A 25,267-nucleotide genomic window follows, 5' to 3' on the forward strand; every position below is an offset into this window, starting at 1 on the left:
GCGCGGGCCGCCCGTCCCGGCCCGCGCCGCACCTTCTCACCCAGCGCACCCGGCAGAGGGCGCCAGGAACATTTTCGATGCGCGACGCGAGATACGACATCCTCTTCGAGCCCCGGCAGATCGGGCCGCTGACCGCGAAGAACCGCTTCTACCAGGTGCCTCACTGCAACGGCGGCGGCTATCGCGACCCCTCGGCCGCGGCAGCCATGCGGGGCATCAAGGCCGAAGGCGGGTGGGGGGTGATCTTCACCGAGCAGACCGAGATGCACCACACCTCGGAGATCACGCCCTTCATCGAGCTGCGGCTGTGGGAGGACAAGGACATCCCCGGCCTGCGCCGGATGTCGGAGGCGATGAAGACGCAAGGGGCGCTGGCCGGCATCCAGCTCGCCTATTCGGGCATCAACGGCCCGAACTTCTACACCAAGGAGGTGCCGCTCGCTCCCTCGGCCCTGCCCATCCGCACCTTCACCAACGATCCGGTGCAGGCCCGCGCCCTGGACCGCGCCGACATCCGCAACCTGCGCCGCTGGTTCGTGAACGCAGCGCGGCGCTCGAAGCTGGCCGGCTTCGACCTGATCTGCCTCTATGGCGCGCACGGCTTCGGCATCTTCCAGCACTTCCTCTCGCGCGCCACCAACCAGCGCACCGACGAATACGGCGGCAGCCTGGAGAACCGCTCCCGCTTCGCCCAGGAGGTGGTGGCCGACATCCGCGACGCGGTGGGCGACACCATGGCGCTCACCATGCGCGTGAGCCTGGACGAGAGCATCGGCGCGCTCGGCTTCTCCAATGCCGAGGTGCGCGACTACGTGGCCATGAACGCCGACCTGCCGGACCTGTGGGACCTCGCCCACGGCACCTGGGAGGATTGCTCGGGCCCCTCGCGCTTCAAGGAGGAGGGCGCGCAGGAAGCCCTGGTGAAGGGCATCCGCGAGCTGTCGTCCCGCCCGGTGGTGGGTGTGGGGCGCTTCACCTCGCCGGACGTGATGGCGCGCATGATCCGCCAGGGCGTGCTCGATTTCATCGGCTGCGCGCGCCCCTCCATCGCCGATCCCTTCCTGCCGAAGAAGGTGGAGGAGGGGCGCATCGAGGACATCCGCGAGTGCATCGGCTGCAACATCTGCATCACCGGCGACATGACCATGTCCATCAGCCGCTGCACGCAGAACCCCACCTTCATGGAGGAGTGGCGCAAGGGCTGGCACCCCGAGCGGATGAACCCCAAGGGCGAGAGCCGCAGCGTGCTGGTGGTGGGGGCGGGGCCGGCGGGCCTGGAGGCGACGCGGGCGCTCGCCCTGCGCGGCTACGACGTGGCGCTGGCCGAGGCCGGCACCGTCCTGGGCGGGCGCCTCGCCCGCGAGCGGCTGCTGCCGGGGCTTTCCGCCTGGGGCCGGGTGGTGGACTATCGCCAGTACCAGATCTCCCAGCGCCCCAACGTGGAGACCTATTTCGACAGCCGCCTTTCGGCCGACGACATCCTCGCCTTCGGGTTCGAGCATGTCGCCATCGCCACCGGGGCGCGCTGGCGCGGCGACGGCGTGGCGCGCCAGCACGTGGTGCCCATGCCCATCGACCCCGCCATGCCGCTTTGGACCCCTGACGACGTGATGGCAGGCTCCCACCCGGAGGATCTCTCGGGCCGCACGGTGGTGGTCTATGACGACGACCATTACTACATGGGCGGCGTGATGGCCGAAGTGATGGCGCGGGCGGGCGCGAACGTGATCCTCGTCACGCCCTCCGCCTATGTCTCGGACTGGACGCGCAACACTTTGGAGCAGGGCGCCATCCACGCGCGCCTCGCCGGGCTCGGGGTGGACATCCGCCTCAACACGGGCGTCACCGCCATCGGTGCAGGGGTGGTGGAGACGAACTGCGTCTACACCGATGCCCGCCGGCCGCTGGCGTGCGATGGCGTGGTGATGGTGGCCTCCCGCATCTCGCAGGACGGCCTCTACCGGGACCTCCTGGCGCGCGCGGCGGAATGGGCCGATGCCGGCATCCGCTCGGTGAAGCTGTTCGGGGATGCGGCCGCGCCCGCCCCCATCGCCTGGGCCACCTACGCCGGCCACCGCTACGCCCGCGAGCTGGACACGCCGGACCCCGGCGACGCGCTGCCCTTCCGCCGCGAGGTGACGGAACTCGGCCCGCTGTGAGGCCAAGGGCCCGTAAGCTTTTCCTGTGGCTCCCAGGGCAACCCGCCCGGCGCCTGGGCGAAACCGAGCCCGGCGCCGGCCGAACACCGGGGCCGGTGGCATGAGGCCGCGGCGGGTTAGCCTTCAGCCGGCCTTCGCCGCCAGCGCCTGGGCGACGCGTGAGGCGGGCGCGCGGCCGAGGGCGGTGGTGATGGCGCGGCCGGCCGTGGCGAGGCGGCCGAGGTCCACGCCGGTCTCAATCCCCAGCCCATCCAGCATGTAGACGAGGTCCTCGGTGGCGAGATTGCCGGAGGCGCCCTTGGCATAGGGGCAGCCGCCGAGCCCGGCCACCGAGGCGTCCACCGTGGCGATGCCCAGCTCCAGGCAGGCGAGCACGTTGGCCAGCGCCTGGCCGTAGGTGTCGTGAAAATGCACGGCGGTGCGCGCGAGGCCGATATGCTCCGCCACCGCCCGCGCCATGGCCTTCGCCTTGTCCGGCGTGCCGACGCCGATGGTGTCGCCCAGGGACACCTCGTAGCAGCCCATGGCGGCGAGGGTCTGCGCCACCTCCACCACCTTGGCGAGGGGCACCTCGCCCTGGTAGGGGCAGCCCAGCACGCAGCTCACATAGCCGCGCACCGCCACGCCGCGCGCCCGCGCGAGGTCCATCACCGGCGCGAAGCGCTCCAGGCTCTCGGCGATGCTGCAGTTGATGTTCCTGGCGGAGAACGCCTCGGACGCGGCGGCGAACACCGCCACTTCCTCCACGCCTGAAGCCAGCGCCAGCTCCAGCCCCTTCAGGTTGGGGGCCAGCACCGGGTAGCGCACGCCGGCGCGCCGGGTGATGCCGGCCAGCACCTCGGCGGTGTCGGCCATCTGCGGCACCCATTTGGGCGAGACGAAGGAGCCGGCCTCGATCACCGGCAGGCCCGCATCGGCGAGGGCGTCGATGAGCGCCACCTTGGCCGCCACGGGCACCAGGCCCGGCTCGTTCTGCAGCCCGTCGCGCGGGCCCACCTCGACGATGCGGACGGACGCGGGGCGGGCCATCAGGCGTCCTCCAGCACGAGCAGCTCGGCGCCCTCGTCCACGAGGTCGCCCACCGCGAAGTTGAGGGCGGTGACGCGCCCGTCGCGGGGGGCGGCCACCGTGTGCTCCATCTTCATGGCCTCCACCACCACCAGCGGCGCGCCCTTGGCCACCTGCTGGCCGGCTTCCACCGCGATGCGGATGATGGTGCCGGGCATGGGCGCCACCAGCCGACCGGCGGTGCCGGTGGCCGCCAGCGAGGCGAGGCGCGGATCGATGAACTCCAGCGTGAACTCGCCGCCGCGCACGAATACCGTGAGCAGGCTGCCGGCGCGCACCACGCGGGCGGAGAGCTTCACCCCGTCAAGCCGGGCCTGGAGGCGGCCCTCGTTATCGGCCTCGCCCTCCACGCCCATGCGGCCGCCGGGCAGGTCCAGCAGGAAGCCTTCCGGCTTGAAGTGGGCGCGCACCACCGTGCGGCCCTCGGCGTGCGGGTCCTGGAAGGTGAGGTCCACATGGGCGTCGCGGTTGAGCCGCCAGCCGGGCGCCCGGCCCCAGGGGGAGAAGGGATCAGCGAGGTCCACCGCCTCGGCCGACTGGCGCGCCTCCTCCTTCAGGATGGCGAGGGCAGCGAGGGCAAGCACGGGGTCGCCCGCCGGCCGGGGCGCGGGCAGGAGGTCCGCCGCGTGGCGGGCGATGAAGTTGGTGTCCAGCTCCGCGGCCGCGAACGCCGGGTGGGCGGCGATGGCCTTGAGGAACACCCGGTTGGTGGCGAGGCCCACCACCTCGGTGGCGGCGAGCGCGGCCTGGAGGCGGCCCACCGCTTCCGAACGGTCGGCGCCGGCCACGATGATCTTGGCGATCATCGGGTCGTAATGGATGGAGACCGTGTCGCCGGCCCGCACGCCGGTGTCGACCCGTGTGCCCGGCACATGGGCGGGCAGCACCAGATGGTCGAGGGTGCCCACCTGGGGCAGGAAATCCCGCGCCGGGTCCTCCGCATAGAGGCGCACCTCGATGGCGTGCCCCTTCAGCGGGATCTCCTCCTGGCGCAGTGGCAGCGGCGCGCCCTCGGCGACGCGCAATTGCCACTCCACCAGGTCCTGGCCGGTGATGGCTTCCGTCACCGGATGCTCCACCTGGAGGCGGGTGTTCATCTCCATGAAGTAGAAGGCGTCGCCCTCGGCGATGAACTCCACCGTGCCGGCGCCCACATAGCCCACCGCCCGCGCGGCATCGACGGCGGCCTTGCCCATGGCGGCACGGCGCTCGGGGCTCATGCCGGGGGCGGGGGCCTCCTCCACCACCTTCTGGTGGCGGCGCTGGATGGAGCAGTCGCGCTCATGAAGGTAGACGGCATTGCCGTGGGTGTCGGCGAACACCTGCACCTCGATGTGGCGCGGCGTGGTGAGGTACTTTTCCACCAGCACCCGGTCGTCGCCAAAGGCGCTTTTCGCCTCGCGCTGGGCGGAGGCGAGGGCCTCCGGGAACTCGGCGGCGGAGCGCACCACCTTCATGCCCTTGCCGCCGCCGCCGGCGGACGCCTTGATGAGCACGGGATAGCCGATGCGCGCGGCCTCGCGCGCCAGCAGCGTCGGGTCCTGGTCCTCGCCGTGATAGCCGGGCACGAGGGGCACGCCGGCCGTCTCCATCAGCGCCTTGGCCGCGCTCTTGGAGCCCATGGCGCGGATGGCCGCGGCGGGCGGGCCCACGAACACCAGCCCCGCCTTTTCGCAGGCTTCCGCGAATTCGGCATTCTCGGAGAGGAAGCCGTAGCCGGGGTGGATGGCATCCGCCCCCGCCTTGCGGGCGGCGTCGAGGATGGCGTCGATCCTCAGGTAGCTTTCACGGGCCGGCGCGGGGCCGATGGGATAGGCCTCGTCCGCCTCCGCCACATGGAGGGCGTCGGCATCCGCCTGCGAATAGACGGCGACCGTGCCGAGGCCCAGCGCCCGCGCGGTGCGCATGACGCGGACCGCGATCTCGCCCCGGTTGGCGACGAGCAGGGTGCGGATCGCTCGGCTCATGGCGTTTCCCCTTTTCCCCATTGGGCTTTTCGTTTTTCCAGGAAGGCCGAGACGCCCTCCTTGCCGTCGGCGCTGGCGCGGATGTCGGCGATGCGCCGGGCGGTGTCCGCGACGACCGCGTCGTCGAGGGGCCGGTCCACGGCGCGGATGAGGTCCTTGGTGGCCCGGAGCGCCGCCGGGCTCGCCACCTTCAGCGCCTTGAGGTGGCGGGCGATCGCGGCATCGAGCTCGGCGGCGGGCACTACCTCGTGCACGAGGCCGAGGGCGCGCGCGGTTTCGGCGGAGAAGCGTTCCCCCGTCAGGAAATAGCGCCGCGCCTGCCGGGCGCCCATGGCGCGCACCAGATAGGGGCTGATGACCGCCGGGATGAGGCCGATGCGCACCTCGGTCACCGCGAATTCCGCCTCCGGCACCGCCACGACGATGTCGCTGGCGGCGATGAGGCCGGTGGCGCCGGCGAAGGCCGAGGCGTGCACCCGCGCCAATGTGGGCTTGGGGGAGAGGTCTATGGTGCGCATGAGGGCGGCGAGCCGGCCGGCGTCCGAAAGGTTCTCCGCGTGGGAGTAGGAGGCCATGCGGCGCATCCAGTTGAGGTCGCCGCCGGCGCAGAAGCTGCGGCCCTCGGCCTTCAGCAGGATGGCCCACACGCCGGGATCGGCGATGGCGTCCTCATAGGCGCGGGTGAGCGCGCCGATGAGGGCGTCGTCGAAGGCATTGAGCACCTCGGGCCGGTTGAGGGTGAGGACGCAGACGCCGTCCTCTATGGCGGTGAGGAGGCTCATGGCTGCCTTCCGGTCGGCTGGATGGGCGCCATCACATGCGGAACACGCCGAAGCGCGTCTCCTGCTCGGGGGCGTTGAGAGCGGCGGAAAGCGCGAGGGCCAGCACCATGCGGGTGTCGGCCGGATCGATCACGCCGTCGTCCCACAGGCGGGCGGAGGAATAATAGGGGTGGCCCTGGCGCTCGTACTGGGCACGGATGGGGGCCTTGAACGCCTCCTCCTCCGCGCCGGTCCACTTGCCGCCGCGCGCCTCGATGCCGTCGCGCTTCACCTGGGCCAGCACGCCGGCGGCCTGCTCGCCGCCCATCACCGAGATGCGGGCATTGGGCCACATCCACAGGAAGCGCGGATCGAAGGCGCGCCCGCACATGCCGTAATTGCCGGCGCCGAAGGAGTTTCCGATCACCACGGTGAACTTCGGCACGCTGGCGCACGACACCGCCGTGACGAACTTGGCGCCGTCCTTGGCGATGCCGCCGGATTCATACTTCCGCCCCACCATGAAGCCGGTGATGTTCTGCAGGAAAACGAGCGGAATATTGCGCTGGGCGCACAATTCCACGAAGTGCGCGCCCTTCAGCGCGCTCTCCGAAAAAAGAATGCCGTTGTTGGCGACGATGCCCACGGGATAGCCGAAGATGCGGGCGAAGCCGGTGACCAGCGTTTGCCCGTAGAGCGGCTTGAACTCGTCGAACTCGGAACCGTCGACGATGCGGGCGATGATCTGCCGGACATCGAACGGCTGCTTGGGGTCGGCCGAGACGATGCCGTAGATCTCCCGCGCGTCGTAAAGCGGCGCGCGCGGCTCGCGGATGTCGAGGCTGTGCGCCTTGGCGCGGTTCAAATCCGCCACGATGGACCGGGCGATGCCGAGCGCGTGGGCGTCGTTCTCCGCCATGTGGTCGGCGACGCCAGAGGTGCGGGTGTGCACGTCGGCCCCGCCCAGCTCCTCGGCGGTCACCACCTCGCCGGTGGCGGCCTTCACCAGCGGCGGGCCGCCCAGGAAGATGGTGGCCTGATTCTTCACCATGACGGACTGGTCCGCCATGGCCGGCACATAGGCCCCGCCCGCCGTGCACGAGCCCATCACCACCGCGATCTGCGGGATGCCTTCGGCGGACATGTTGGCCTGGTTGAAGAAGATGCGCCCGAAATGCTCGCGGTCGGGGAAGACCTCGTCCTGGTTGGGCAGGTTGGCGCCGCCGGAATCCACGAGATAGATGCAGGGCAGGTGGTTTCCCCGCGCGATGGTCTGGGCGCGCAGGTGCTTCTTCACCGTCATGGGGTAGTAGGTGCCGCCCTTCACCGTCGCGTCATTGGCGACGATGACGCACTCGCGGCCCGAGACGCGGCCGATGCCGGTGATGATGCCGGCGGCGGGCACCTCGTCCTCATACATGCCGAAGGCGGCGAGCTGGGAAAGCTCCAGGAACGGGGAGCCGGTGTCGAGCAGGGTGCGGATGCGATCGCGCGGGAGCAGCTTGCCCCGCTTCAGATGCCGCTCGCGGGCGACCTCGCCGCCGCCCTCTGACACCTGTTCGACCTTGGTGCGCAGGTCGGCGACGGATTGCTCCAGCGCGTCCCTGTTGCGGCGGAAAGCGTCGGAGCGGCGGTCCACCGCATCCTCGATGATCGCCATGAGCGGCCTCGTCCTCAGGGCGCTGGGCCCGTTCGCGTGATGGGAGGACGAGGTCCCGGCAGGCGCCGCGGGCGCGGCACCCTGCGCCGGCGCGGAGCCGGCGGCATTGGTTCGGGGCGTGTCCTCCATGCCGATCGTTGTCGGCTTGGAAACGATCGTACGTTTTTTTCCGTGGGACGCAAGAGGGGCGCGGGCTTCTTTCTGCGGGGATCTGTGTCGCGCGCGGTCCCGGTAGGCTCAGCCCTGCGCGCGCGCCGCCGGCCGCGCGGCTCCGTTCACCGTGTCCTTCGTGGCGCTTTTCCCGGCGCGCTTCCGCGGCTTCGTCGCGCTCTTGGCGGGGGCGGTCCTGTCCGGTGCCGCCGCGATCCCCGCCGTGCCCGGGAGGGCATCGACGTGCGTGTCGTGCACTGATTCGCCTGCCTGCGCCGTGGGGAAGGGGGCGGTCGTCAGGGCGCCCTGCGCCCTGGTGACGCCGCCGACCACGAGCCCGGTGTAGGTCTCCACGATATCGTCCTGGGAGAGGCGCCCTTCCGGCCGGTACCACATGCAGATGCCTGTGAGCATGGAGATGATGGCGTAGGTGGCGACCTTGGGCTCGCGCACCTGGAACGCGCCCAGCTCTGCACCGCGGCGCAGTGTCTCCTCCAGCAGCCCCTCGTAGCGGTGGCGCTGGGCGATGATGACGGCCCGGTGCTCGTCCTCGAGCGAGCGGATCTCCATGTTGGCGATGAAGACGTGGGCCATGCGCGTCATGTGGTAGCGCAGGTGGAAGGCGGTGAAGGCCTTCAGCCGGGCGAGGGGGGCCTCGACCCCGGCGAGGTCCGCCTCCGCCTTCGCGAGCAGGTCCTGCATGTGCTCGCGGACGATGTCGAACAGCAGGTTCTGCTTGTTCTCGAAATATTTGTAGAGCGAGCCGGACTGCAGCCCCACCTCGGCCGCGAGCTGGCGCAGGCTCATGGCCTCGTAGCCGTGCCGGTAGATGAGCTTCACGCCGGCCTGGCGGATCGCCTCGGCGGTGCGTGTACCGTTGGAACCGATGGTGCGGGCCATGGCCTTCAGGACGTTGAGCGGCCGGCAGGCCCGGCCCGGGAAACGAGACCCGCGCGAATGCGCGAGCCTTTTGCTGCGATGCACGCCAGACTGGCCGCGCCGGCCCGGTGATGCAAGTTCATCCTGCGGCATGAAAAGCCGCTTGACCAGATAAAAAAAGAACGCTTGATTGTTTCCATAAGCCTGACGCAACGATCGGGCACATGCGCCGAGCCAACCGCCGAGCCACTGGCAAAGCGGGGCGCACAAAGCGGGGGAGGGGGCAAAGCCCGATTCTCCCGCCACATAGGGAGGAACGAGCTTGAGCACCACTTCCGTGGTTCCGCAAGCTGTTGCGGACGCGCGCGCGCTTTTGAGCGTCGAAAACATCTCCTTGCGCTTCGGCGGCCTCAAGGCGCTGAGTGACGTGAGCTTCCACGTGAAGCCGGGAGAACTCTTCTCCATCATCGGCCCCAACGGCGCCGGCAAGACCTCCATGCTGAACTGCATCTCGGGCCGCTACAGCCCGAGCGAGGGCCGCGTGGTATTCGACGGGGCGGACGTCACCCGCCTGAAGCCGAACCGGCGGGCCGCCATCGGCATCGGCCGCACGTTCCAGAACCTCGCCCTCTTCAGCCACATGAGCGTGCTCGACAACATCATGGTCGGCCGCCACCATCTGCTGAAGAACAACCTCTTCACCGGCGCCCTCTACTGGTTCGGCGGCGCGCAGAAGGAAGAGCTGGAGCATCGCCGCAAGGTGGAGGAGGTGATCGACTTCCTCGACATCCAACACGTGCGCAAGGCCACCGCCGGCACCCTCTCCTACGGCCTGCGCAAGCGCGTGGAGCTGGCCCGCGCCGTGGCGCTGGAGCCCAAGCTCATCCTCCTCGACGAGCCCATGGCGGGCATGAACCTGGAAGAGAAGGAGGACATGGCCCGCTACATCGTGGACCTCAACGAGGAGTGGGGCATGACCATCATCATGATCGAGCACGACATGGGGGTGGTGATGGACATCTCCCACCGCGTGATGGTGCTCGATTTCGGCCGCAAGCTGGTGGAGGGCGAGCCCGCCGCCGTGCTGGCCGACCCGCATGTGCGCAAGGCCTATCTCGGCGAGGAAGACCCTCTGCTGGAAGACGAGCCCGAACCCGCCGCCCTTTCCGCGTGAGAGCCGCCATGACCACCGCCGTGACCCCCTCCGCCCGCGACTGGCCGGACGTGACGCAGCATGACACCTTCCCCAAGCTTCTGGCCCACAATGCCGCGCGGCATCCGGGCGACACCTGGCTGAGGGAGAAGGACCTCGGCATCTGGATCTCCTACACCTGGAAGGAGGTCGCCGACCGGGTCGAGGCCATGACGCTCGGCCTCGAAAGCCTGGGCGTCCGGCGCGGCGACGTGGTCGCCCTGCTGGGCGACAACCGCCCCGAATGGCTGATGGGCGAGATCGCCACCCATGCCCTGGGGGGCATGAGCCTCGGCATCTACCGCGACGCGCTGGCGGACGAGGTGGCCTATCTCGTCACCTATGCCGACGTGGCGGTGGTGTTCGCCGAGGACGAGGAGCAGGTGGACAAGCTCCTGTCGCTCGACGACAAGATCCCCACCGTCCGCCACATCGTCTATTCGGACCCGCGCGGCATCCGCAAATACGACGATCCGCGCCTCGTCTCCCTGAAGGCGCTGGAGGAGCGCGGCCGCGCCACTGCCGCCAAGGACCCGAACCGCTACGCCCGCCTCGTGAGCGTCGGCCAGGGCTCGGATGTCGCCATCCTGTGCACCACCTCGGGCACCACCTCGCACCCCAAGCTCGCCATGCTCACCGCCGGTGCGGTGTTGAAGCATTGCCGTGCGTATCTCGACATGGACCCGCGCGGGCCCGCGGACGAATACGTCAGCGTGCTTCAGATGCCGTGGATCATGGAGCAGATCTACGCCTTCGGGCAGGCGCTCATCTCCCGCATGAAGGTGAACTTCGTGGAGGAGCCGGAGACGCTGATGGCCGACATGCGCGAGATCGGCCCCTCCTTCGTGCTGTTCGCCCCGCGCGTGTGGGAGCAGATCGCCGCCGACGTGCGTGCGCGCATGATGGATGCCTCGGCCCTCAAGCGCGCCATGTTCGACCTCGGCATGAAGCTGGGCCTCAAGGCCCTGGACGAAGGCAAGCGCTCGCCGCTGGCGGACTTCATCCTGTTCCGCGCCCTGCGCGACCGGCTCGGCTTCTCCCACCTCAAGTCGGCCGCCACCGGCGGGGCGGCACTGGGGCCGGACACCTTCCGCTTCTTCCTGGCGCTGGGCGTGCCCATGCGCCAGCTCTACGGCCAGACCGAGACGCTCGGCGCCTATACCCTCCACAAGGCGGACGACGTGGACTTCGACACGGTCGGCGTGCCCTTCGAGGGGGTGGAGATCCGCATCGAGGATCCCGATCCCAACGGCCTCGGCGAGGTGGTGACGCGCCACCCCAACTGCTTCACCGGCTATTTCCGCAACGACGAGGAGACGAAGAAATCGTTCGCGGAGGGGGGCTGGATGCGCACCGGCGATGCCGGCTTCTTCAACGGCAAGGGCCATCTCGTGGTCATCGACCGCGTGCGCGACATGGCGAAGACATCCCACGGCGATCGCTTCTCGCCCCAATACATCGAGAACAAGCTGAAGTTTTCGCCCTATGTGGCGGAGGCGGTGGTGCTGGGCGACAACCGCGACAGCCTCGCCGCGCTCATCTGCATCCGCTTCTCCATCGTCTCGAAGTGGGCGGAGAAGAACCGCATCGCCTTCACCACCTATACGGACCTCTCCTCCAAGCCGGAAGTCATCGCGCTCCTGCGCAAGGAGGTGGAGGAGGTGAACCGGACCCTGGCGGAGAAGCAGCGCATCGGCCGCTTCCTCCTGCTCTACAAGGAGCTGGACGCCGACGACGGCGAACTGACCCGCACCCGCAAGGTGCGCCGCGGCGTCATCAACGAGCGCTACGGCTCGATCATCGACTCCATGTACGCCGGCGAGCAGGTGATCGACGTGGACACCACCATCACCTTCCAGGACGGCAGCAAGCAGCGGGTGAAGACCAAGCTCGACGTGATCGACCTCGGTCCCGAGCCCGCGGGCGGATCGCGGAGGGCGGCGTGATGGCGCGGCCCCTTCATCCGCTCCTTCATCCGCGCACGGCCGTGCCTTCCCGCCGCATGTTCACCGCCGGTGCCGCGCCGCGCCGTTCCAGCCTTCTCCCGACCCCTCCCGCCGCGCGGGAGAGGGCTTTTGCGGAGTTCAACTGATGCAATCCCAACTTCTGCTTCAGCTCATCATCAACGGGCTCATCATCGGCACGCTCTACGGCGTGGTGGGCATGTGCTTCGTGCTTATCTACAAGGCCTCGCAGGTGGTGAACTTCGCCCAGGGCGAGTTCCTGCTCATCGGCGCATGGGTGTGCTGGTGGCTGCTCACCGCGTGGAACATCCCCTTCTTCTGGGGCTTCCTCATCGCCGTGTGTTTCATGATGGTGTTCGGCATGGCCGTGCAGATGGTGATCCTGCGCCCGCTCATCGGCGAGCCGATCATCTCGGTCATCATGGTGACCATCGGCATGTCCATCTTCTTCCAGGCGCTGATGAAGTGGATGTTCGGCACCTTCGCGCAGCCGTTCCCGCCCATCTTCAGCGTGGACAAGGTGAACGTGCTGGGCCTCCAGGTGCAGACGGCCTATCTCATGTCCACCGGCGTCAGCCTCGCGATCATGGCGGGCTTCGCATGGTTCTTCAAATATTCGAAGATGGGCCTCGCCATGCGGGCCACCGCCTTCTCGCAGCAGGTGGCGCAGTCGCTCGGCATCTCCGTGCGGCAGGTGTTCGCGCTCTCCTGGGGCATCTCGGCGGCCGTCTCCGCGGTGGCTGGCGTCGTGGTGGGCATGGTGAACGGCGTGTCCTCGGCTTTGTCCTACTTCGGCATCAAGGTGTTTCCGGCGGTCATCCTCGGTGGCCTGGACAGCATCTTCGGCGCGGTGGTGGGCGGGCTCATCGTCGGCCTGCTTGAAAATCTCGGGCAGTACGTGGACAGCCAGTTCCTGAAGGTGGGAAATCTCTACGAGATCATCCCCTTCTATGCCCTCATCATCATCCTCATGATCAAGCCTTACGGCCTGTTCGGCACCCGCGACATCGAGAGGGTTTGATCCCATGGCCATCAATACCATGCGCCCGTGCGGCGACTACCGCACCAGCTACAAGGCCGACCAGACCATCTTCCAGACGCGCCTCGCCATGCTGTTCTGCGTGGCGGCGGTGGTGGCGCTGTGCTTCGCGCCCTTCTTCTTCTCCCGCTACGTGCTGAGCCTGTTCATCCAGATCGGATACCTCGGCATCGCGGCGCTGGGGCTGAACATCCTGGTCGGCTTTTCCGGCCAGATCTCCATCGGCCACGCGGTGTTCTTCGGCTTCGGCGGCTTTGCCTCCGCTTTCCTGGCCGACAAGGGCGTGCCGGTGCCGCTCGCCATCGTGCTGGCGGGGGCGTGGACCACGGTGGTGGGCCTCATCTTCGGCCTGCCGGCGGCGCGGGTGAAGGGGCTCTACCTTGCCATCGCGACCCTCGCGGCCCAGTTCATCCTGCAGGACTTCTTCGTCCGCGCGGAATGGTTCACCGGCGGCACCCACGGCGCCATGGCCGTGCCCTTCACCCTGTTCGGCTACGACCTTTCGGGCGACGACAAATACTTCTACGTGGTGCTGTTCTTCGTGGTGGTCATGTATCTCGGCGCCACCAACCTCATGCGCTCCCGCGACGGGCGGGCGCTGATCGCGGTGCGCGATCATTATCTCTCGGCGGAGATGATGGGCGTGAACCTCGCGAAATACCGCACCATGGCGTTCGGCATCTCGTCCTTCTACGCCGGCATCGGCGGCGCGCTCTATGCCCACTATGTGGGGTTCATGTCGGTGGAGGGGCTGGACATCCTCTTCTCCATCCAGTTCCTGGGCATGATCATCATCGGCGGGCTGGGGTCCATCATGGGCTCGCTCATGGGCACCATCTTCATGGTGCTGCTGCCGGAGGCCACCGGCTGGCTCGCCTCGGCGCTCTCGGGCTCGGCCATCGACCAGGCGCTGCACCTGAAGGACGGCATCACCTACATGCGCGAGATGCTGATCGGCGCCGCCATCATCCTGTTCCTGATCTTCGAGCCGGACGGCCTTGCCCACCGCTGGCGCCAGATCAAGGCCTACTGGAAGCTTTATCCCTTCTCGTTCTGAGCTTTGCCCGAATACCGACGGCGAACAATCGCCGCGCAAGAGGAAACGCCAAGGAGACGACCATGAAGAAGACCAGAGCCGCCGCCTTCACGCTGGCCTCGACGCTGGCGCTCGCCACCGCCGCGCCGGCGCTTGCCCAGAACATCAACATCGGCCACCTCGCCGATTACTCGGGCGGCACCTCCGACGTGGGCCAGCCCTACGGTCAGGGCATCCAGGACACCATCGCCTTCATCGACGCCAAGGGCGGCGTGGACGGCAAGAAGATCAATTCCGATTTCAACGAATACGGCTACCAGGTGCCGCGCGCCCTCGCCGCCTTCAAGAAGTGGGTGGGCTCCGACAAGGTGGTCGCCATCCAGGGCTGGGGCACCGCCGACACCGAGGCCCTGGTGGCCATGGTGACCAAGGAGCAGATTCCCTATTTTTCGGGCTCCTACTCGGCCTCCCTCACCGACCCCAAGGGCAAGGTGAACGAGAAGAGCGAGCGCGCCGCGCCGTTCAACTTCTTCTATGGCCCGTCCTATTCCGACTCCGCCCGCGCCATGGTGAAGTGGGCCGCCGACGACTGGAAGGCCAAGGGCAAGCCCGGTAAGCCCAAGTGGGTGCACATGGGCGCGAACCACCCCTATCCCAACTCGCCCAAGGCGGCGGCCGAAGCCTATGCCAAGGAGCTGGGCTTCGAGGTGCTGGACCCCATCACCTTCGCCCTCACCCCCGGTGACTACACGCCCCAGTGCCTGACCCTGAAGCAGTCCGGCGCCAACTACGCCTATCTCGGCAACACCGCGGGGTCGAACATCTCGGTGCTGAAGGCCTGCAAGACGGCGGGCGTGGACGTGCAGTTCCTCGGCAATGTGTGGGGCATGGACGAGAACGCCATGAAGGCGGCCGGCGAGGCGGCGAACGGCGTGGTGTTCCCGGTGCGCACCGCCACCACCTGGTCCGGCGACGCGCCCGGCCTTGCCACCGCGCGGGAGATTTCCAAGATCTCCGATCCCTCGGGCACCACCTATCGGCCGGTGCACTACCTCACCGCCATCTGCACCGCCCTCTACATGAAGGAAGCCATGGAGTGGGCGGACAAGCACGGCGGCATCACCGGCGTCAACATCCGCGACGGCATGTACCAGAAGGCCGACTGGGTGCCGAAGGGCATGGAAGGCGTGTGCAAGCCCTCCACCTGGACCGCCACCGACCACCGCCCCACCACCAGCGTGGACCTCTACCGCGCCGTCGTCACCGGCCCCACGGATGCGTCCGTGACCGAGCTGGTGAAGAACGGCACCATCAAGCTGGAGAAGGTCACCACCGTGGACCTGCCCCGCAAGACCGAGCTGCAGGGCTGGTGAGCCGGCGGGGCGCCGCCGCCAAGGTGCGGCGCCCCTTCCGCCCGCAGGACGACAGATTTTGGAGGCGCCCATGGCCCAAGCCGCTCTGAAGCTCGAACCGGTCGCCGAGGCCGGGCCCGAAACGCTGCTCTCGGTGGACAACATCGAGGTGGTCTATAACGACGTGATCCTGGTGCTGCGCGGCCTCTCGTTGAAGGTGCCGAAGGGCCAGATCGTGGCGCTGCTCGGCTCCAACGGGGCCGGCAAATCCACCACGCTCAAGGCCATCTCCGGCCTGCTGAAGACCGAGGACGGGGAGATCACCCGCGGCGAGGTGAACTTCCTGGGCGAGAAGATCAACGGTATCGAGCCCGACAGGATCGTGCGGCGCGGCATCTTCCAGGTCATGGAGGGCCGGCGCATCATCTCCGACATGACGGTGCTGGAGAATCTGCGCCTCGGCGCCTTCACGCGGCGCGACAACGAGGTGAAGAGCGACATCGAGCGCGTCTACGAGTTCTTCCCGCGCCTCAAGGAGCGCACGGGCCTCGCCGGCTATCTCTCCGGCGGCGAGCAGCAGATGCTGGCCATCGGCCGCGCCATGATGGCCCGCCCCAAGCTCATCCTCATGGACGAGCCTTCCATGGGCCTCTCGCCGCTGATGGTGAAGGAGGTGTTCGCCATCATCAAGAAGCTCAACGTGGAGCTGGGCGCCACCATTCTGCTGGTGGAGCAGAACGCGCGGGTGGCGCTCTCGGTGGCGGACTACGGCTACATCATGGAGCAGGGCAAGATCGTGCTCGACGGCTCCGCGCAGATGCTACAGACCAACGAGGACGTGAAGGAATTCTACCTCGGCCAGGGCGGCGGCGAGGAGCGCAAGTCCTTCAAGAACCTCAAGAGCTTCAAGCGCCGCAAGAGGTGGCTGTGAGCCGTGCCGCCGCGCCCGGCGCCGCCCCGATCGATTTTCACCTTGCTCCAGCAGGCCGCGCGATGACCGATCCGAACCGCTATTACGACGCCGCCGAGACGCGCGACCCTGAGGCCCGCGAGGCGGCTGTGCTGGCCGCTCTTACCGCCCAGGTGGCCCATGCCAAGGGCCGGTCGGCCTATTTCGCCGATCTGTTCGGCGATGTGGACCCGCGGGCCGTGACCAGCCGCGCCGCGCTGGCGCAGCTCCCCGTCACCCGCAAGTCGGACCTCCTGGAGATCCAGCCTAGGTGCCTGCCCTTCGGCGGGCTGAACGCGGTGCCGCCGGGCAGGCTTTCGCGCATCTTCATGTCGCCGGGGCCGATCTATGATCCGGAAGGGCACGGGCCCGACTTCTGGCGCTTCGCCCGCGCGCTCCACGCGGCCGGCTTCCGGGCCGGGGAGATCGTGCACAATTCCTTCTCCTACCATCTCACCCCGGCGGGCTCGATGATCGAGGGCGGCGCCCACGCGCTGGGCTGCGCGGTGGTGCCGGCGGGCGTGGGCCAGACCGACCTGCAATTGCGCGCCATCGCCGATATCCGCCCCGCGGGCTATGGCGGCACCCCCTCCTTCCTCAAGATCCTGCTGGACAAGGCGCGGGAGAGCGGCACCGACATCTCCTCCCTGAAGAAGGCGCTGGTGACGGGCGAGGCCTTCCTGCCGCCCCACCGGGCCGAGCTGAAGGCGGCGGGCATCACCGCCCGCCAGTGCTACGGCACCGCCGATCTCGGCCTCGTGGCCTATGAGAGCGAGGCGGAGGAGGGGATGATCGTGGACGAGGGCTGCCTCGTGGAGATCCTGCGCCCCGGCACCGGCGATCCGGTGGAGAGCGAGGGCGAGGTGGGCGAGGTGGTCGTCACCCTGTTCGACGCCGACTATCCCCTGGTGCGCTTCGCCACCGGCGATCTCTCGGCGGTGCTGCCGGGTCGGAGCCCCTGCGGGCGCACCAATGTGCGGCTCAGGGGCTGGATGGGGCGGGCCGACCAGGTCACCAAGATTCGCGGCATGTTCGTGCATCCGGTGCAGGTGAGCGCGGCGGTGAAGAAGCATCCCGCCGTGGCGAAGGCGCGCCTTGTGGTGGAGCGGCGGGGCGACGCCGACGACATGCTGCTGGAGGTGGAGGTCGCGGATGCCGCCGCCCTCTCGCAGGAGGCGCTGCTGGACGACCTGCGCGCCGCCACCAAGCTGCGCGGCCGCCTCGCGCTTCTCGCGCCGGGCGCCCTGCCGGCGGATGCCAAGACCATCGAGGACCGCCGCCCGGTGTGACGGCGACGGGCCCGATGGCCCTGCTAGGCCCGCGCGGCGGCTTGATGGCTGCCGCGTCGATCCCGAGCCCGGATCCGCGCGGCGCTCAGCCGGCCAGCCAGCCGCCAAGCTCGCGCGTGACCACGCCTTCCAGCACGCGCAGGCCGGCGGGGCCGTCATTGAGGCAGGGAATGGCGGCGAACCTCTCGCCGCCATGGGCGAGGAAGATGTCGCGATTCTCGACCCCGATCTCCTCCAGCGTCTCCAGGCAGTCCGCCACGAAGCCGGGGTTGAAGACCGCGATGCGCTTCACGCCGCTCTCGGCGAGCGCCTTCACCGTGGCGTCGGTATAGGGCTGGAGCCACTCCTCCCGCCCGAATCGCGACTGGAAGGTGAGGCGCAGCCGCTCCTCCCCCATGCCGAGCCGGGCCCGCAGCAGGCGCGCGGTCTTGGCACACTGGCAGGAGTAGGGGTCGCCCTTCAGGTGGTAGGACTTGGGGATGCCGTGGAAGGAGGCGAGAATCACCTCTGGCTCGAAGTCCAGCATCGAGAGATGGTGCTCAAGGTCCTGCGCCACGGCGTCGATGTAGACGGGGTCGTCGTGCCAGGGCGGGGCGATGCGCACCGCCGGCTGCCAGCGCATGGCTTTGAGCGCGTCGAACGCCTTGTCGGCCACGGTGGCGGTGGTGGCGGCGGCATATTGAGGATAGAGCGGCACCACCAGGATGCGCTCGCACCCCACCTGCTGCAGCGCGCCGAGCCGTGCGGCGATGGAAGGCTCGCCGTAGCGCATGGCGAAATCCACCATGAGGCGCGAATCGCGGCCGGCGAAAAGGGCGGAGAGCTTCTCCGCCTGGGCGCGGGTGATGGTGAGGAGCGGGCCTTCGTTCCGCGCGGTGTTCCAGATCTTCGCGTAGTCCCGGCCCTTGGCGCCGGGGCGCCGGGTGAGGATGATCGCGTTGAGCACGAACGCCCACACCAGCGGGTTCACCTCGATCACCCGCCGGTCGGAGAGGAACTCCTTCAGGTAGCGCCGCATGGACCAGTAGTCGGTGCCCGAGGGCGTACCGAGATTGACGATGAGCACGCCGATGCGCCCGAAGGCGACGGGCGGATGATCGGGGGGAAGCGGGGCGGGGGGCGGGGTCATGGCGGCACCTCTGGCGCGCTGATGCCGCCTGGAGGGACCGGCGTCAATCGTTTGTCGCCGGTGGCCGGGATCAACGCGCCAAAGAGCGTCGCATCCTCGTGATGCGCGGTCAGCGTTCGTTATCCGCCTTCCTTGAGGTGCCCTCCTCAGGAAGGCCTGTATCGTCTGGAAGAAAGATGGTGGGCGCGACAGGGATCGAACCTGTGACCCCTACGATGTCAACGTAGTGCTCTCCCGCTGAGCTACGCGCCCCACCTGCAGGAGGCGCCTCTATATCCACTTCGCGTCCGCGAAGCAAGGCGCCGGGAATGGTTTTTGAGCGAAGCGGTGGCCGGTTCGCTCAAGATTTGTGTAACCCCTGACTTTTCCGGCCTTTTCGCGCCTGTGGGAAACGCGAAGGCGGCCGGAGGGCGGTCAGGCGGCGTCCAGCATCTTGCCCACCTCGGACACGAGGTCGCGCAGGTGGAAAGGCTTGGAAAGCACCTTGGCCTCGGCCGGTGCCTCGCCGTCGGCATTGAGCGCGACGGCGGCGAAGCCGGTGATGAACATCACCTTGAGGTCGGGATCGAGCTCGGTGGCGCGGCGCGCCAGCTCTATCCCGTCCATCTCCGGCATCACGATGTCGGTGAGGAGGAGCTCGAACGGCTCCTCGCGCATCCGCTCGTAGGCGGATTTGCCGTTGTCGTAGGAAGCCACCGAATAGCCGGCATTCTGCAGCGCCTTCACGAGGAAGCGCCGCATGTCGTTGTCGTCTTCGGCGAGCAGGATCTTGGACACGCCGTTTCCCCTGATCAATCGTATGCCGCAGTCCCGCCATCGCGGCCGGAACCCATGTGAATGTCTCGCCCAATCGGGTAAATTCGGAGTGAAAGTGCCGCGCCCCCTTCACAAGCCCCCCTCTCGACGGGCATCATGTAGGCGGAACAAGCATTTAGAATCCTTCCGGAGTTTCACGGCGCGCGATGACTGCCTGCCTCGCCGAGACCATTGATCCCACATTCGAGATCCTGGGGCCGGAGGCTGCCGCCGGGCCGTTCATCTTCAACTCCCCGCATTCGGGCCGCATCTACCCCACGAGCTTCGTGGCGCAGGCGCGACTGGACTTTGCCACGCTGCGCCGGTCCGAGGACAGCTTCGTGGACGAATTATTCGAGGACGTGGTGAACGCCGGCGCGCCGCTGATGCGCGCGCTGTTCCCGCGCTCCTTCCTCGATCTCAACCGCGAGCCCTACGAGCTCGACCCGCGCATGTTCGAGGGGCGGCTGCCGCCCTATTGCAACACGCGCTCGGTGCGGGTGGCGGGCGGGCTCGGCACCATCGCCCGCGTGGTGGGCGACGCGCAGGAGATCTATCCGCGCCGGCTGACGGTGGCCGAGGGGCTCGCGCGCATCGAGGCCTATTACAAGCCGTACCATCAGGCGCTCCGGCGGCTCATTGCCGCCACCCAGCAGCGATTCGGCCTCGCGGTGCTGGTGGACTGCCATTCCATGCCTTCCACCTCCGCCCGCGACGAGACGCTGCGGGCGGATTTCGTGCTCGGCGATCGCTACGGCACGAGCTGCTCGGGCATCGTCACTGCCGCCCTGGAGCGGGAGCTTTCGGCGGCCGGCTACCGGGTGCTGCGCAACAAGCCCTATGCGGGCGGCTACATCACCGAGCACTACGGCAACCCGGCTGCCGGCCTGCACGCGGTGCAGATCGAGGTGAACCGCGCCCTCTATATGGAGGAGGCGCACTATGTGCGCGGCGCGGGCTTCGAGCAGGTGAGGTCCGATATCCGCGGGGCCATGCCTCGCGTGTTCGCCCAGGTGCTCGCGGTGCTCGACGCGCCCCGCGCGGCGGCGGAATAAGCCTTTCGAATCTTGCGCTCTGGCGCTGACGCGGCCCGTCCTCGGCGACGGTCGCGTGACAAGGCTCTGCAAATTTGAAAATGGTGCCTTGCGTTTTTTGAATGGCAGTTATACGAATTTCACGCGGTTGAATTTCCGTGCGCCGCGCGGAAAGGCGTTGCCATCGATCTGCCGGTGTACAGAAGAATTCCGGTGGGCGCAGGTGTTTGGGCAAGCTTTCGCGCAGGGCAGGCCAGGGGCTCGAAAAGGCCCGGCAGCTCCATGGCGGAGAAGGATATTCCGAGTTGTCTCGCACAAAGGGGCGCCGACAGAGAAGCGGCGGGGCGAGGCTGAGGCTCGGAAGAGGGTGCCCAAAAGAAAGGGGCCGTCCGCGTTGGCGAACGGCCCAAGTCTAGGGAGGAAACGCCCAAGGAGGGCAGCGACACAGCGACGCCAATCGCCATGTCGCAATGCACAAATAGCCGAGTGCACTGCCAGAAATCAAGTGCCGGTTTGTCGCATTTCCGTGAATTTCGTTATGTATTTGATCTAAAACAAAAAATTGTGGCAGTCGAGAGCCCTGCCAAGGCTCTCGGCTGGGCTTTGGTCTGGATGTCCCGCACATTTCCGGTCGAATCGCGTGGGTGGCCGCGGGCGCGCGCTTGCGCGACGTGAGGCTCCGATACCGGTGATGTCGGGTGGTTCGGCCGAGATGGTCGGCATCGGCGGCGGGACGAAGCCGCTCCGGAGCCTCGGCCGGAATAATAGCCCTGGACAAAAGAAAGGGGCCGCTGACCCGTGGGGAGCGGCCCAAGTCTAGGGAGGAAACGCCCAAGGAGGGCAGCGGCACCGCAACAAGCAATGCCGCGCTGCATCAATATGCGGCTTGCCCATGTGTGCATCAAGATCCGTGTACGCGGATTGTTTAGGCAGCTATGCGCCTGCCAAATGCTTGGGAAATCGTCACTATCCAGTATCCTGCCTGCTGCTTGGGCATTCCTTGCGCGCGAGCATGCGCGTTGCTGCGCCATCTGGCGCCGGCTTTCGGCGATCGCGCTTGATCCGGCTCCGCATCCGCTGCATCTCCATGGGCGAGCGGGCGGCACGCTGGCGTGCCGCCCCTTGTTCAGTCTGCGCGCGCCCCTGCGCGCGCTCGGCCACCGGAGTGCGCGCACCATGACCGCCGTCGCCATCGACGATTTCGTCCACAAGCTCGCGACCGTGTCGGGAGAGGCGATCCTGCCCTTCTTCCGCACCACGCTCGGGGTGGAGGACAAGAGCCGGGGCAAGGCGTTCGACCCCGTCACCGAGGCCGACCGCGCGGCCGAGCAGGTGATGCGCCACCTCATCCGCGCGACTTTCCCGAGCCACGGCATCATTGGCGAGGAATTCGACAACGTCGACACCGACGCGCCTTATGTCTGGGCGCTCGATCCCATCGACGGCACCAAGTCCTTCATCGCCGGGCTGCCCGCCTGGGGCACGCTCATCGGCCTGCTGAAGGAGGGCGACCCGGTCTACGGCATGATGCACCAGCCCTTCATCAAGGAGCGCTTCTTCGGAGACGGCGCCAGCGCGCGCTATCGCGGCCCCGCGGGCGAGCGCGCCCTGAGGGTGCGCGACTGCGGCCGCGTCGAGGACGCCATCCTCTTCACCACCAGCCCGCGCCTCATGAACATGACCGACCGGGCGGCCTTCTCCCGCGTGGAGGAGCAAGCGCGGCTCTCGCGCTACGGCGGCGACTGCTACGCCTATTGCATGCTGGCGGCGGGGCTGGTGGACCTGGTCATCGAGACCGAGCTGAAGGACCACGACATCGTGGCGCTGATCCCCATCATCGAGGGGGCGGGCGGCGTGGTCACGAGCTGGGAGGGCGGCTCGCCGGCGCAGGGCGGGCGCGTGGTGGCGGCCGGCAGTCGCGCGGTGCACGAACAGGCGCTGCGTATCCTCACCGCCTGAGGCGGGACAACACGTCAGGCCACCGGCGTGCCGGGGATGAAGGCGTCGAAGGCGGCCCAGAACTGGGCGCGGAAGAAGTCCTGTTCCATCAGGATCTCGTGCCGCGCGGCGGGCACCACCACCTGGGCGCCGGCAATGAGGCGGGTGGCCAGGTGCTCGATGGCCGGATTGGACACCACGTGCTCGCCGCCGGCGGCCACCATCAGCAGCGGCTGTCGGATCTCGCGCACCACCTCAGGGTCCGCGAGCTGGTCCATGGCACGAAAGGCGGCGTGGAGCCAGCCGTTGGTGGGCGCGCCAAGGCCGAGCTGGGGGAAGGCCCGCACCATCTCCGCCGCCCGGCCGTAGCGCGCGGGATCGGAGGTGAGGCGATTGCGCTCGAACGGCACCTCGGTGATGGGGGTGCCGCGCCCGCCGGGCACGAAGGCGCGGGCGAGGCCGCACCAGGCGAGCGTCGTGACCAGCGCGCGCACCAGCCGCGGCATGGGCAGGGCGTCGATCCGCAGCATGGGCGCCACCAGCACCATGCGGTCGAACCAGCGCCGCCCCGCCACCACCGACTGGAGCATGATGGCGCCGGCCATGGAATGGGCGATGGCGAAATGGGGTGCCGGGCAATCGGGCAGCAGCACCTCGCGGGCGAAGGCGTCGAGATCGAGCTGGTAGTCGGAGAAGCGGCGTACATGGCCCTTGCGCGGGTTGCGCCGCAGCCGCTGCGAGCCGCCCTGGCCGCGCCAGTCCAGGATCGCCACCGCGAAGCCGCGGGCGCGCAGCTCCCGCACCACCTCGTAATACTTCTCGATGAACTCGGCCCGGCCGGTGAAGAGGGCCACTGTGCCCTTCAGGCCGCGCTCCGGCATCCAGCGCGCATAGCGCAGGCGCACGCCGTCCGCGGCGACGATTTCCCCGGTGACGGCGCCCTCGGGAATGGGATTGCTCGGAATGGAGAAGAGGCTCATCGCGTCTCGGCTCGGGCTCTGCCGGCAGCGCCGACGCCACGAGGGTTACACGCTGGCCCGCCCGGCCACAATCACCTCGGTCCGCCGCGCGCTCCGGAGGGGGCTTGACGGCCCGCGGGGGCGTTCCCACCTGAGAAAAGGCGCCGGTCATGATGACGGCGCCGCTACCCGGGCCCGGCTTCGGCGGGCCCTGCATGTCGCTTCGAAGGAGGATATGCCATGCGTACGTTCGATCTTTCTCCCCTGTACCGCAATACTGTCGGCTTCGACCGCCTGTTTTCGCTGCTCGATTCCGTCGGCGGCGTGGACGCGGCTCCCACCTATCCGCCCTACAACATCGAGCGCACCGGCGAGAACGCCTATCGCATCACGGTCGCGGTGGCCGGCTTCACCGATGCCGAGCTGAGCATCGAGGTGAAGGAAAATACGCTCACCCTGAAGGGCGAGAAGAAATCCGGCACTGATGCGGAAAGCGCCCAGGTGCTCTATCGCGGCATCGCCGCGCGCGCCTTCGAGCGCCGCTTCCAGCTCGCCGACCATGTGGAGGTGAAGGGCGCGGCCCTGGAGAACGGCCTGCTGCACGTGGATCTCGTGCGCACCATTCCCGAGGCCAAGAAGCCCCGCGTCATCCCCATCAACACCCAGGCCGAGGCCCCCAGGCCGCTCGCAGGCAAGACTGTCGAGGTGGAGGCCCCGAAGGCTGCATGATCGCGGCATCAAGGGTCTGAGTCATGACGGCGGCGCGGGAGCGCCGCCGTTTTTGCGTCGGCGCCCTTGATCGCGGCGGCGGAAGGGCCGAGGAAGGCGCCTCATGCCTGCCCGTTGAAGGATCGTCCCGCCGTGGCTGCCTCGCCCAAGGTTCTCGTCACCACCCGTCTGTTCGATGACGTCGCCGCCCGCCATCTCGCCGCCCACGGCTTCGAAGTGGTGCCCTCGGGGCTCGCCCCCGACGTCCTTGACACCGACATTTCGGACGCCGATCTCGATCGCCTGCTGGAGGGCGCCGCTGGGTGGATCGTCGGCCAGCGGGCGGTGACGCGGGCGGTGCTGGAGCGGCATCCGGGGCTCAGGGTCATCGCCCGGCGCGGTGTCGGCTACGACCGGGTGGATGCCGGCGCGGCCGAGGCGCTCGGGCGGGTGGTGACCATCGCCGCCGGCGCCAACGATGCCGCGGTGGCGGACCACACCCTGGCGCTGATGCTGGCCGTGCTGCGCCGCCTGCGCGAGAGCCAGGCCGCGCTCGCGGCCGGTGACTGGCGGGTGGTGAGCGGCAGCGACCTCTACGGCAAGACCGTCGGCCTCGTGGGCTTCGGGCGCATTGCGCGGCAGGTGGCGCGCCGCCTCCACGGCTTCGATGTGCGGGTGCTGGTGGAGACCCCCCGGCCCGATTTCTCGGTCACCGGCGTCACCTTCTCCACCCTGCCGGAGCTGCTGGCGGCCAGCGACGTGGTGAGCCTGCACGCCCCCCTCGGCCCCACGACGCGCCATCTCCTCAATGCCGAAACCCTGGCCCAGCTGAAGCCCGGCGCGGTGGTGGTGAACACCGCGCGCGGCGGGCTGGTGGACGATGCGGCGCTGCTGGCGGCGCTCGAAGCCGGTCGGCTCGGCGGCGCCGGGCTCGACGTGTTCGAGGCCGAAGGCGATCCTGCCCTGCGCCCGGTGGCGGAGGCGCTCGCCGCCCGCCCCGATGTGGTGGCGAGCGCCCATGCGGCCGGCTCCAGCCGCGAGGCACTGGCCCGCGGCAACATGATCTCAGCCCATTGCATCGTCGCCGTGCTGGCCGGCGGCGAGATGCCTCCCGGCTGCGTGGTGGTCGACGGGCGCTGACCCCGCGCGAAGATTGCGCAGCCCACCCAGGGGCTTGCAAGGGTTGCATCCGTCGCGCGCGGCGCCGCCCGGCGCCGCCGCCGGTCATGGGCGTGTCAC

General features: G+C 68.6%; 20 protein-coding genes and 1 tRNA gene. 12 read left to right on the forward strand and 9 right to left on the reverse strand.

The window, feature by feature from the left end:
• The first annotated feature begins 77 nt into the window (after window positions 1-77).
• Window positions 78-2,159: an oxidoreductase gene (locus tag V5F61_RS05715; protein WP_393987512.1), complete on the forward strand. Its 2,082-nt coding sequence runs from the start codon at window positions 78-80 to the stop codon at window positions 2,157-2,159.
• 123 nt (window positions 2,160-2,282) lie between these two features.
• On the opposite strand, the gene V5F61_RS05720 is transcribed toward V5F61_RS05715, so the two are convergent.
• From V5F61_RS05720 to V5F61_RS05740, 5 genes are all read right to left on the reverse strand, one after another.
• Complete coding sequence (locus V5F61_RS05720; RefSeq protein WP_393987511.1) at window positions 2,283-3,188, reverse strand: hydroxymethylglutaryl-CoA lyase; 906 nt, start codon at window positions 3,186-3,188, stop codon at window positions 2,283-2,285.
• A complete protein-coding gene (locus V5F61_RS05725; RefSeq protein ID WP_393987510.1) occupies window positions 3,188-5,194 on the reverse strand; it encodes an acetyl/propionyl/methylcrotonyl-CoA carboxylase subunit alpha in 2,007 nt (668 codons plus the stop codon). Before V5F61_RS05725 ends, V5F61_RS05720 begins: the two co-directional genes overlap by 1 nt.
• A complete protein-coding gene (locus tag V5F61_RS05730; protein WP_393987509.1) occupies window positions 5,191-5,976 on the reverse strand; it encodes an enoyl-CoA hydratase/isomerase family protein in 786 nt (261 codons plus the stop codon). The genes V5F61_RS05725 and V5F61_RS05730 overlap by 4 nt, the downstream gene beginning before the upstream one ends.
• A gap of 31 nt (window positions 5,977-6,007) precedes the next feature.
• On the reverse strand, window positions 6,008-7,615 hold the full coding sequence (locus V5F61_RS05735) for a carboxyl transferase domain-containing protein (RefSeq protein WP_393987508.1): 1,608 nt from the start codon (window positions 7,613-7,615) through the stop codon (window positions 6,008-6,010).
• A gap of 237 nt (window positions 7,616-7,852) precedes the next feature.
• Window positions 7,853-8,665, reverse strand: coding sequence for a TetR/AcrR family transcriptional regulator (locus V5F61_RS05740; RefSeq protein ID WP_393987507.1), 813 nt, complete (start codon window positions 8,663-8,665; stop codon window positions 7,853-7,855).
• A gap of 301 nt (window positions 8,666-8,966) precedes the next feature.
• On the opposite strand from V5F61_RS05740, the gene V5F61_RS05745 reads away from it, so the two are divergent.
• The 7 genes from V5F61_RS05745 to V5F61_RS05775 all read left to right on the forward strand — a co-directional run bounded on the left by V5F61_RS05745 (window position 8,967) and on the right by V5F61_RS05775 (window position 17,465).
• Window positions 8,967-9,818 (forward strand): ABC transporter ATP-binding protein, encoded by an 852-nt coding sequence (locus tag V5F61_RS05745; protein ID WP_393987506.1) that lies wholly within the window; start codon window positions 8,967-8,969, stop codon window positions 9,816-9,818.
• 8 nt (window positions 9,819-9,826) lie between these two features.
• Window positions 9,827-11,782 (forward strand): long-chain fatty acid--CoA ligase, encoded by a 1,956-nt coding sequence (locus tag V5F61_RS05750; RefSeq protein ID WP_393987505.1) that lies wholly within the window; start codon window positions 9,827-9,829, stop codon window positions 11,780-11,782.
• Window positions 11,783-11,927: 145 nt separating this feature from the next.
• Window positions 11,928-12,821: a branched-chain amino acid ABC transporter permease gene (locus V5F61_RS05755; RefSeq protein WP_393987504.1), complete on the forward strand. Its 894-nt coding sequence runs from the start codon at window positions 11,928-11,930 to the stop codon at window positions 12,819-12,821.
• A 4-nt stretch (window positions 12,822-12,825) separates the two neighbouring features.
• Window positions 12,826-13,896: a branched-chain amino acid ABC transporter permease gene (locus tag V5F61_RS05760; protein ID WP_393987503.1), complete on the forward strand. Its 1,071-nt coding sequence runs from the start codon at window positions 12,826-12,828 to the stop codon at window positions 13,894-13,896.
• A gap of 62 nt (window positions 13,897-13,958) precedes the next feature.
• The gene (locus V5F61_RS05765) at window positions 13,959-15,248 is read left to right on the forward strand and encodes an ABC transporter substrate-binding protein (RefSeq protein ID WP_393987502.1); all 1,290 of its coding nucleotides are present in this window, start codon (window positions 13,959-13,961) and stop codon (window positions 15,246-15,248) included.
• A gap of 70 nt (window positions 15,249-15,318) precedes the next feature.
• Entirely contained in the window at window positions 15,319-16,158 is an 840-nt protein-coding gene (locus tag V5F61_RS05770; protein WP_393987501.1) for an ABC transporter ATP-binding protein, read from the forward strand.
• 62 nt (window positions 16,159-16,220) lie between these two features.
• The gene (locus V5F61_RS05775) at window positions 16,221-17,465 is read left to right on the forward strand and encodes a phenylacetate--CoA ligase family protein (RefSeq protein WP_393987500.1); all 1,245 of its coding nucleotides are present in this window, start codon (window positions 16,221-16,223) and stop codon (window positions 17,463-17,465) included.
• Between the two features lie 85 nt (window positions 17,466-17,550).
• Here V5F61_RS05775 and hemH read toward each other — a convergent pair whose 3' ends face one another.
• The 3 genes from hemH to cpdR form a co-directional block, all read right to left on the reverse strand.
• A complete protein-coding gene (hemH, locus tag V5F61_RS05780; RefSeq protein WP_393987499.1) occupies window positions 17,551-18,594 on the reverse strand; it encodes a ferrochelatase in 1,044 nt (347 codons plus the stop codon).
• A gap of 177 nt (window positions 18,595-18,771) precedes the next feature.
• Window positions 18,772-18,846: transfer RNA gene (locus tag V5F61_RS05785), tRNA-Val, on the reverse strand.
• A 162-nt stretch (window positions 18,847-19,008) separates the two neighbouring features.
• Window positions 19,009-19,371, reverse strand: a complete 363-nt coding sequence (cpdR, locus tag V5F61_RS05790; protein ID WP_393987498.1) for a cell cycle two-component system response regulator CpdR — start codon at window positions 19,369-19,371, stop codon at window positions 19,009-19,011.
• A 185-nt stretch (window positions 19,372-19,556) separates the two neighbouring features.
• On the opposite strand from cpdR, the gene V5F61_RS05795 reads away from it, so the two are divergent.
• The gene (locus V5F61_RS05795) at window positions 19,557-20,444 is read left to right on the forward strand and encodes an N-formylglutamate amidohydrolase (protein ID WP_393987497.1); all 888 of its coding nucleotides are present in this window, start codon (window positions 19,557-19,559) and stop codon (window positions 20,442-20,444) included.
• Between the two features lie 1,155 nt (window positions 20,445-21,599).
• A complete protein-coding gene (hisN, locus tag V5F61_RS05800) occupies window positions 21,600-22,382 on the forward strand; it encodes a histidinol-phosphatase (RefSeq protein ID WP_393987496.1) in 783 nt (260 codons plus the stop codon).
• 14 nt (window positions 22,383-22,396) lie between these two features.
• Here the strand turns inward: hisN and V5F61_RS05805 are convergent, their stop codons facing one another.
• Window positions 22,397-23,341 (reverse strand): alpha/beta fold hydrolase, encoded by a 945-nt coding sequence (locus V5F61_RS05805; RefSeq protein ID WP_393987495.1) that lies wholly within the window; start codon window positions 23,339-23,341, stop codon window positions 22,397-22,399.
• A 219-nt stretch (window positions 23,342-23,560) separates the two neighbouring features.
• Here V5F61_RS05805 and V5F61_RS05810 point away from each other — a divergent pair, with 219 nt between their 5' ends.
• Together V5F61_RS05810 and V5F61_RS05815 are read left to right on the forward strand one after the other, a co-directional pair.
• Window positions 23,561-24,049 (forward strand): Hsp20 family protein, encoded by a 489-nt coding sequence (locus tag V5F61_RS05810; protein ID WP_393987494.1) that lies wholly within the window; start codon window positions 23,561-23,563, stop codon window positions 24,047-24,049.
• A 132-nt stretch (window positions 24,050-24,181) separates the two neighbouring features.
• Complete coding sequence (locus V5F61_RS05815) at window positions 24,182-25,168, forward strand: NAD(P)-dependent oxidoreductase (protein WP_393987493.1); 987 nt, start codon at window positions 24,182-24,184, stop codon at window positions 25,166-25,168.
• Window positions 25,169-25,267: the final 99 nt, after the last annotated feature.

Origin of the sequence: Xanthobacter sediminis (assembly GCF_043195015.1) — a bacterium.
In the GTDB taxonomy this organism is placed as follows: Bacteria; Pseudomonadota; Alphaproteobacteria; order Rhizobiales; family Xanthobacteraceae; genus Xanthobacter.

What these genes read in the sequence shown, in the direction of transcription:
- V5F61_RS05740 (WP_393987507.1), bottom strand. Translation starts at nt 8,665, where the DNA reads ATGGCCCGCACCATCGGTTCCAACGGTACACGCACCGCCGAGGCGATC.
- V5F61_RS05805 (WP_393987495.1), bottom strand. Translation starts at nt 23,341, where the DNA reads ATGAGCCTCTTCTCCATTCCGAGCAATCCCATTCCCGAGGGCGCCGTC.
- V5F61_RS05715 (WP_393987512.1), top strand. Translation starts at nt 78, where the DNA reads ATGCGCGACGCGAGATACGACATCCTCTTCGAGCCCCGGCAGATCGGG.
- V5F61_RS05775 (WP_393987500.1), top strand. Translation starts at nt 16,221, where the DNA reads ATGACCGATCCGAACCGCTATTACGACGCCGCCGAGACGCGCGACCCT.
- V5F61_RS05735 (WP_393987508.1), bottom strand. Translation starts at nt 7,615, where the DNA reads ATGGCGATCATCGAGGATGCGGTGGACCGCCGCTCCGACGCTTTCCGC.
- V5F61_RS05720 (WP_393987511.1), bottom strand. Translation starts at nt 3,188, where the DNA reads ATGGCCCGCCCCGCGTCCGTCCGCATCGTCGAGGTGGGCCCGCGCGAC.
- V5F61_RS05755 (WP_393987504.1), top strand. Translation starts at nt 11,928, where the DNA reads ATGCAATCCCAACTTCTGCTTCAGCTCATCATCAACGGGCTCATCATC.
- V5F61_RS05725 (WP_393987510.1), bottom strand. Translation starts at nt 5,194, where the DNA reads ATGAGCCGAGCGATCCGCACCCTGCTCGTCGCCAACCGGGGCGAGATC.
- hisN (WP_393987496.1), top strand. Translation starts at nt 21,600, where the DNA reads ATGACCGCCGTCGCCATCGACGATTTCGTCCACAAGCTCGCGACCGTG.
- V5F61_RS05795 (WP_393987497.1), top strand. Translation starts at nt 19,557, where the DNA reads ATGACTGCCTGCCTCGCCGAGACCATTGATCCCACATTCGAGATCCTG.
- V5F61_RS05770 (WP_393987501.1), top strand. Translation starts at nt 15,319, where the DNA reads ATGGCCCAAGCCGCTCTGAAGCTCGAACCGGTCGCCGAGGCCGGGCCC.
- hemH (WP_393987499.1), bottom strand. Translation starts at nt 18,594, where the DNA reads ATGACCCCGCCCCCCGCCCCGCTTCCCCCCGATCATCCGCCCGTCGCC.
- V5F61_RS05760 (WP_393987503.1), top strand. Translation starts at nt 12,826, where the DNA reads ATGGCCATCAATACCATGCGCCCGTGCGGCGACTACCGCACCAGCTAC.
- V5F61_RS05765 (WP_393987502.1), top strand. Translation starts at nt 13,959, where the DNA reads ATGAAGAAGACCAGAGCCGCCGCCTTCACGCTGGCCTCGACGCTGGCG.
- V5F61_RS05750 (WP_393987505.1), top strand. Translation starts at nt 9,827, where the DNA reads ATGACCACCGCCGTGACCCCCTCCGCCCGCGACTGGCCGGACGTGACG.
- V5F61_RS05810 (WP_393987494.1), top strand. Translation starts at nt 23,561, where the DNA reads ATGCGTACGTTCGATCTTTCTCCCCTGTACCGCAATACTGTCGGCTTC.
- V5F61_RS05730 (WP_393987509.1), bottom strand. Translation starts at nt 5,976, where the DNA reads ATGAGCCTCCTCACCGCCATAGAGGACGGCGTCTGCGTCCTCACCCTC.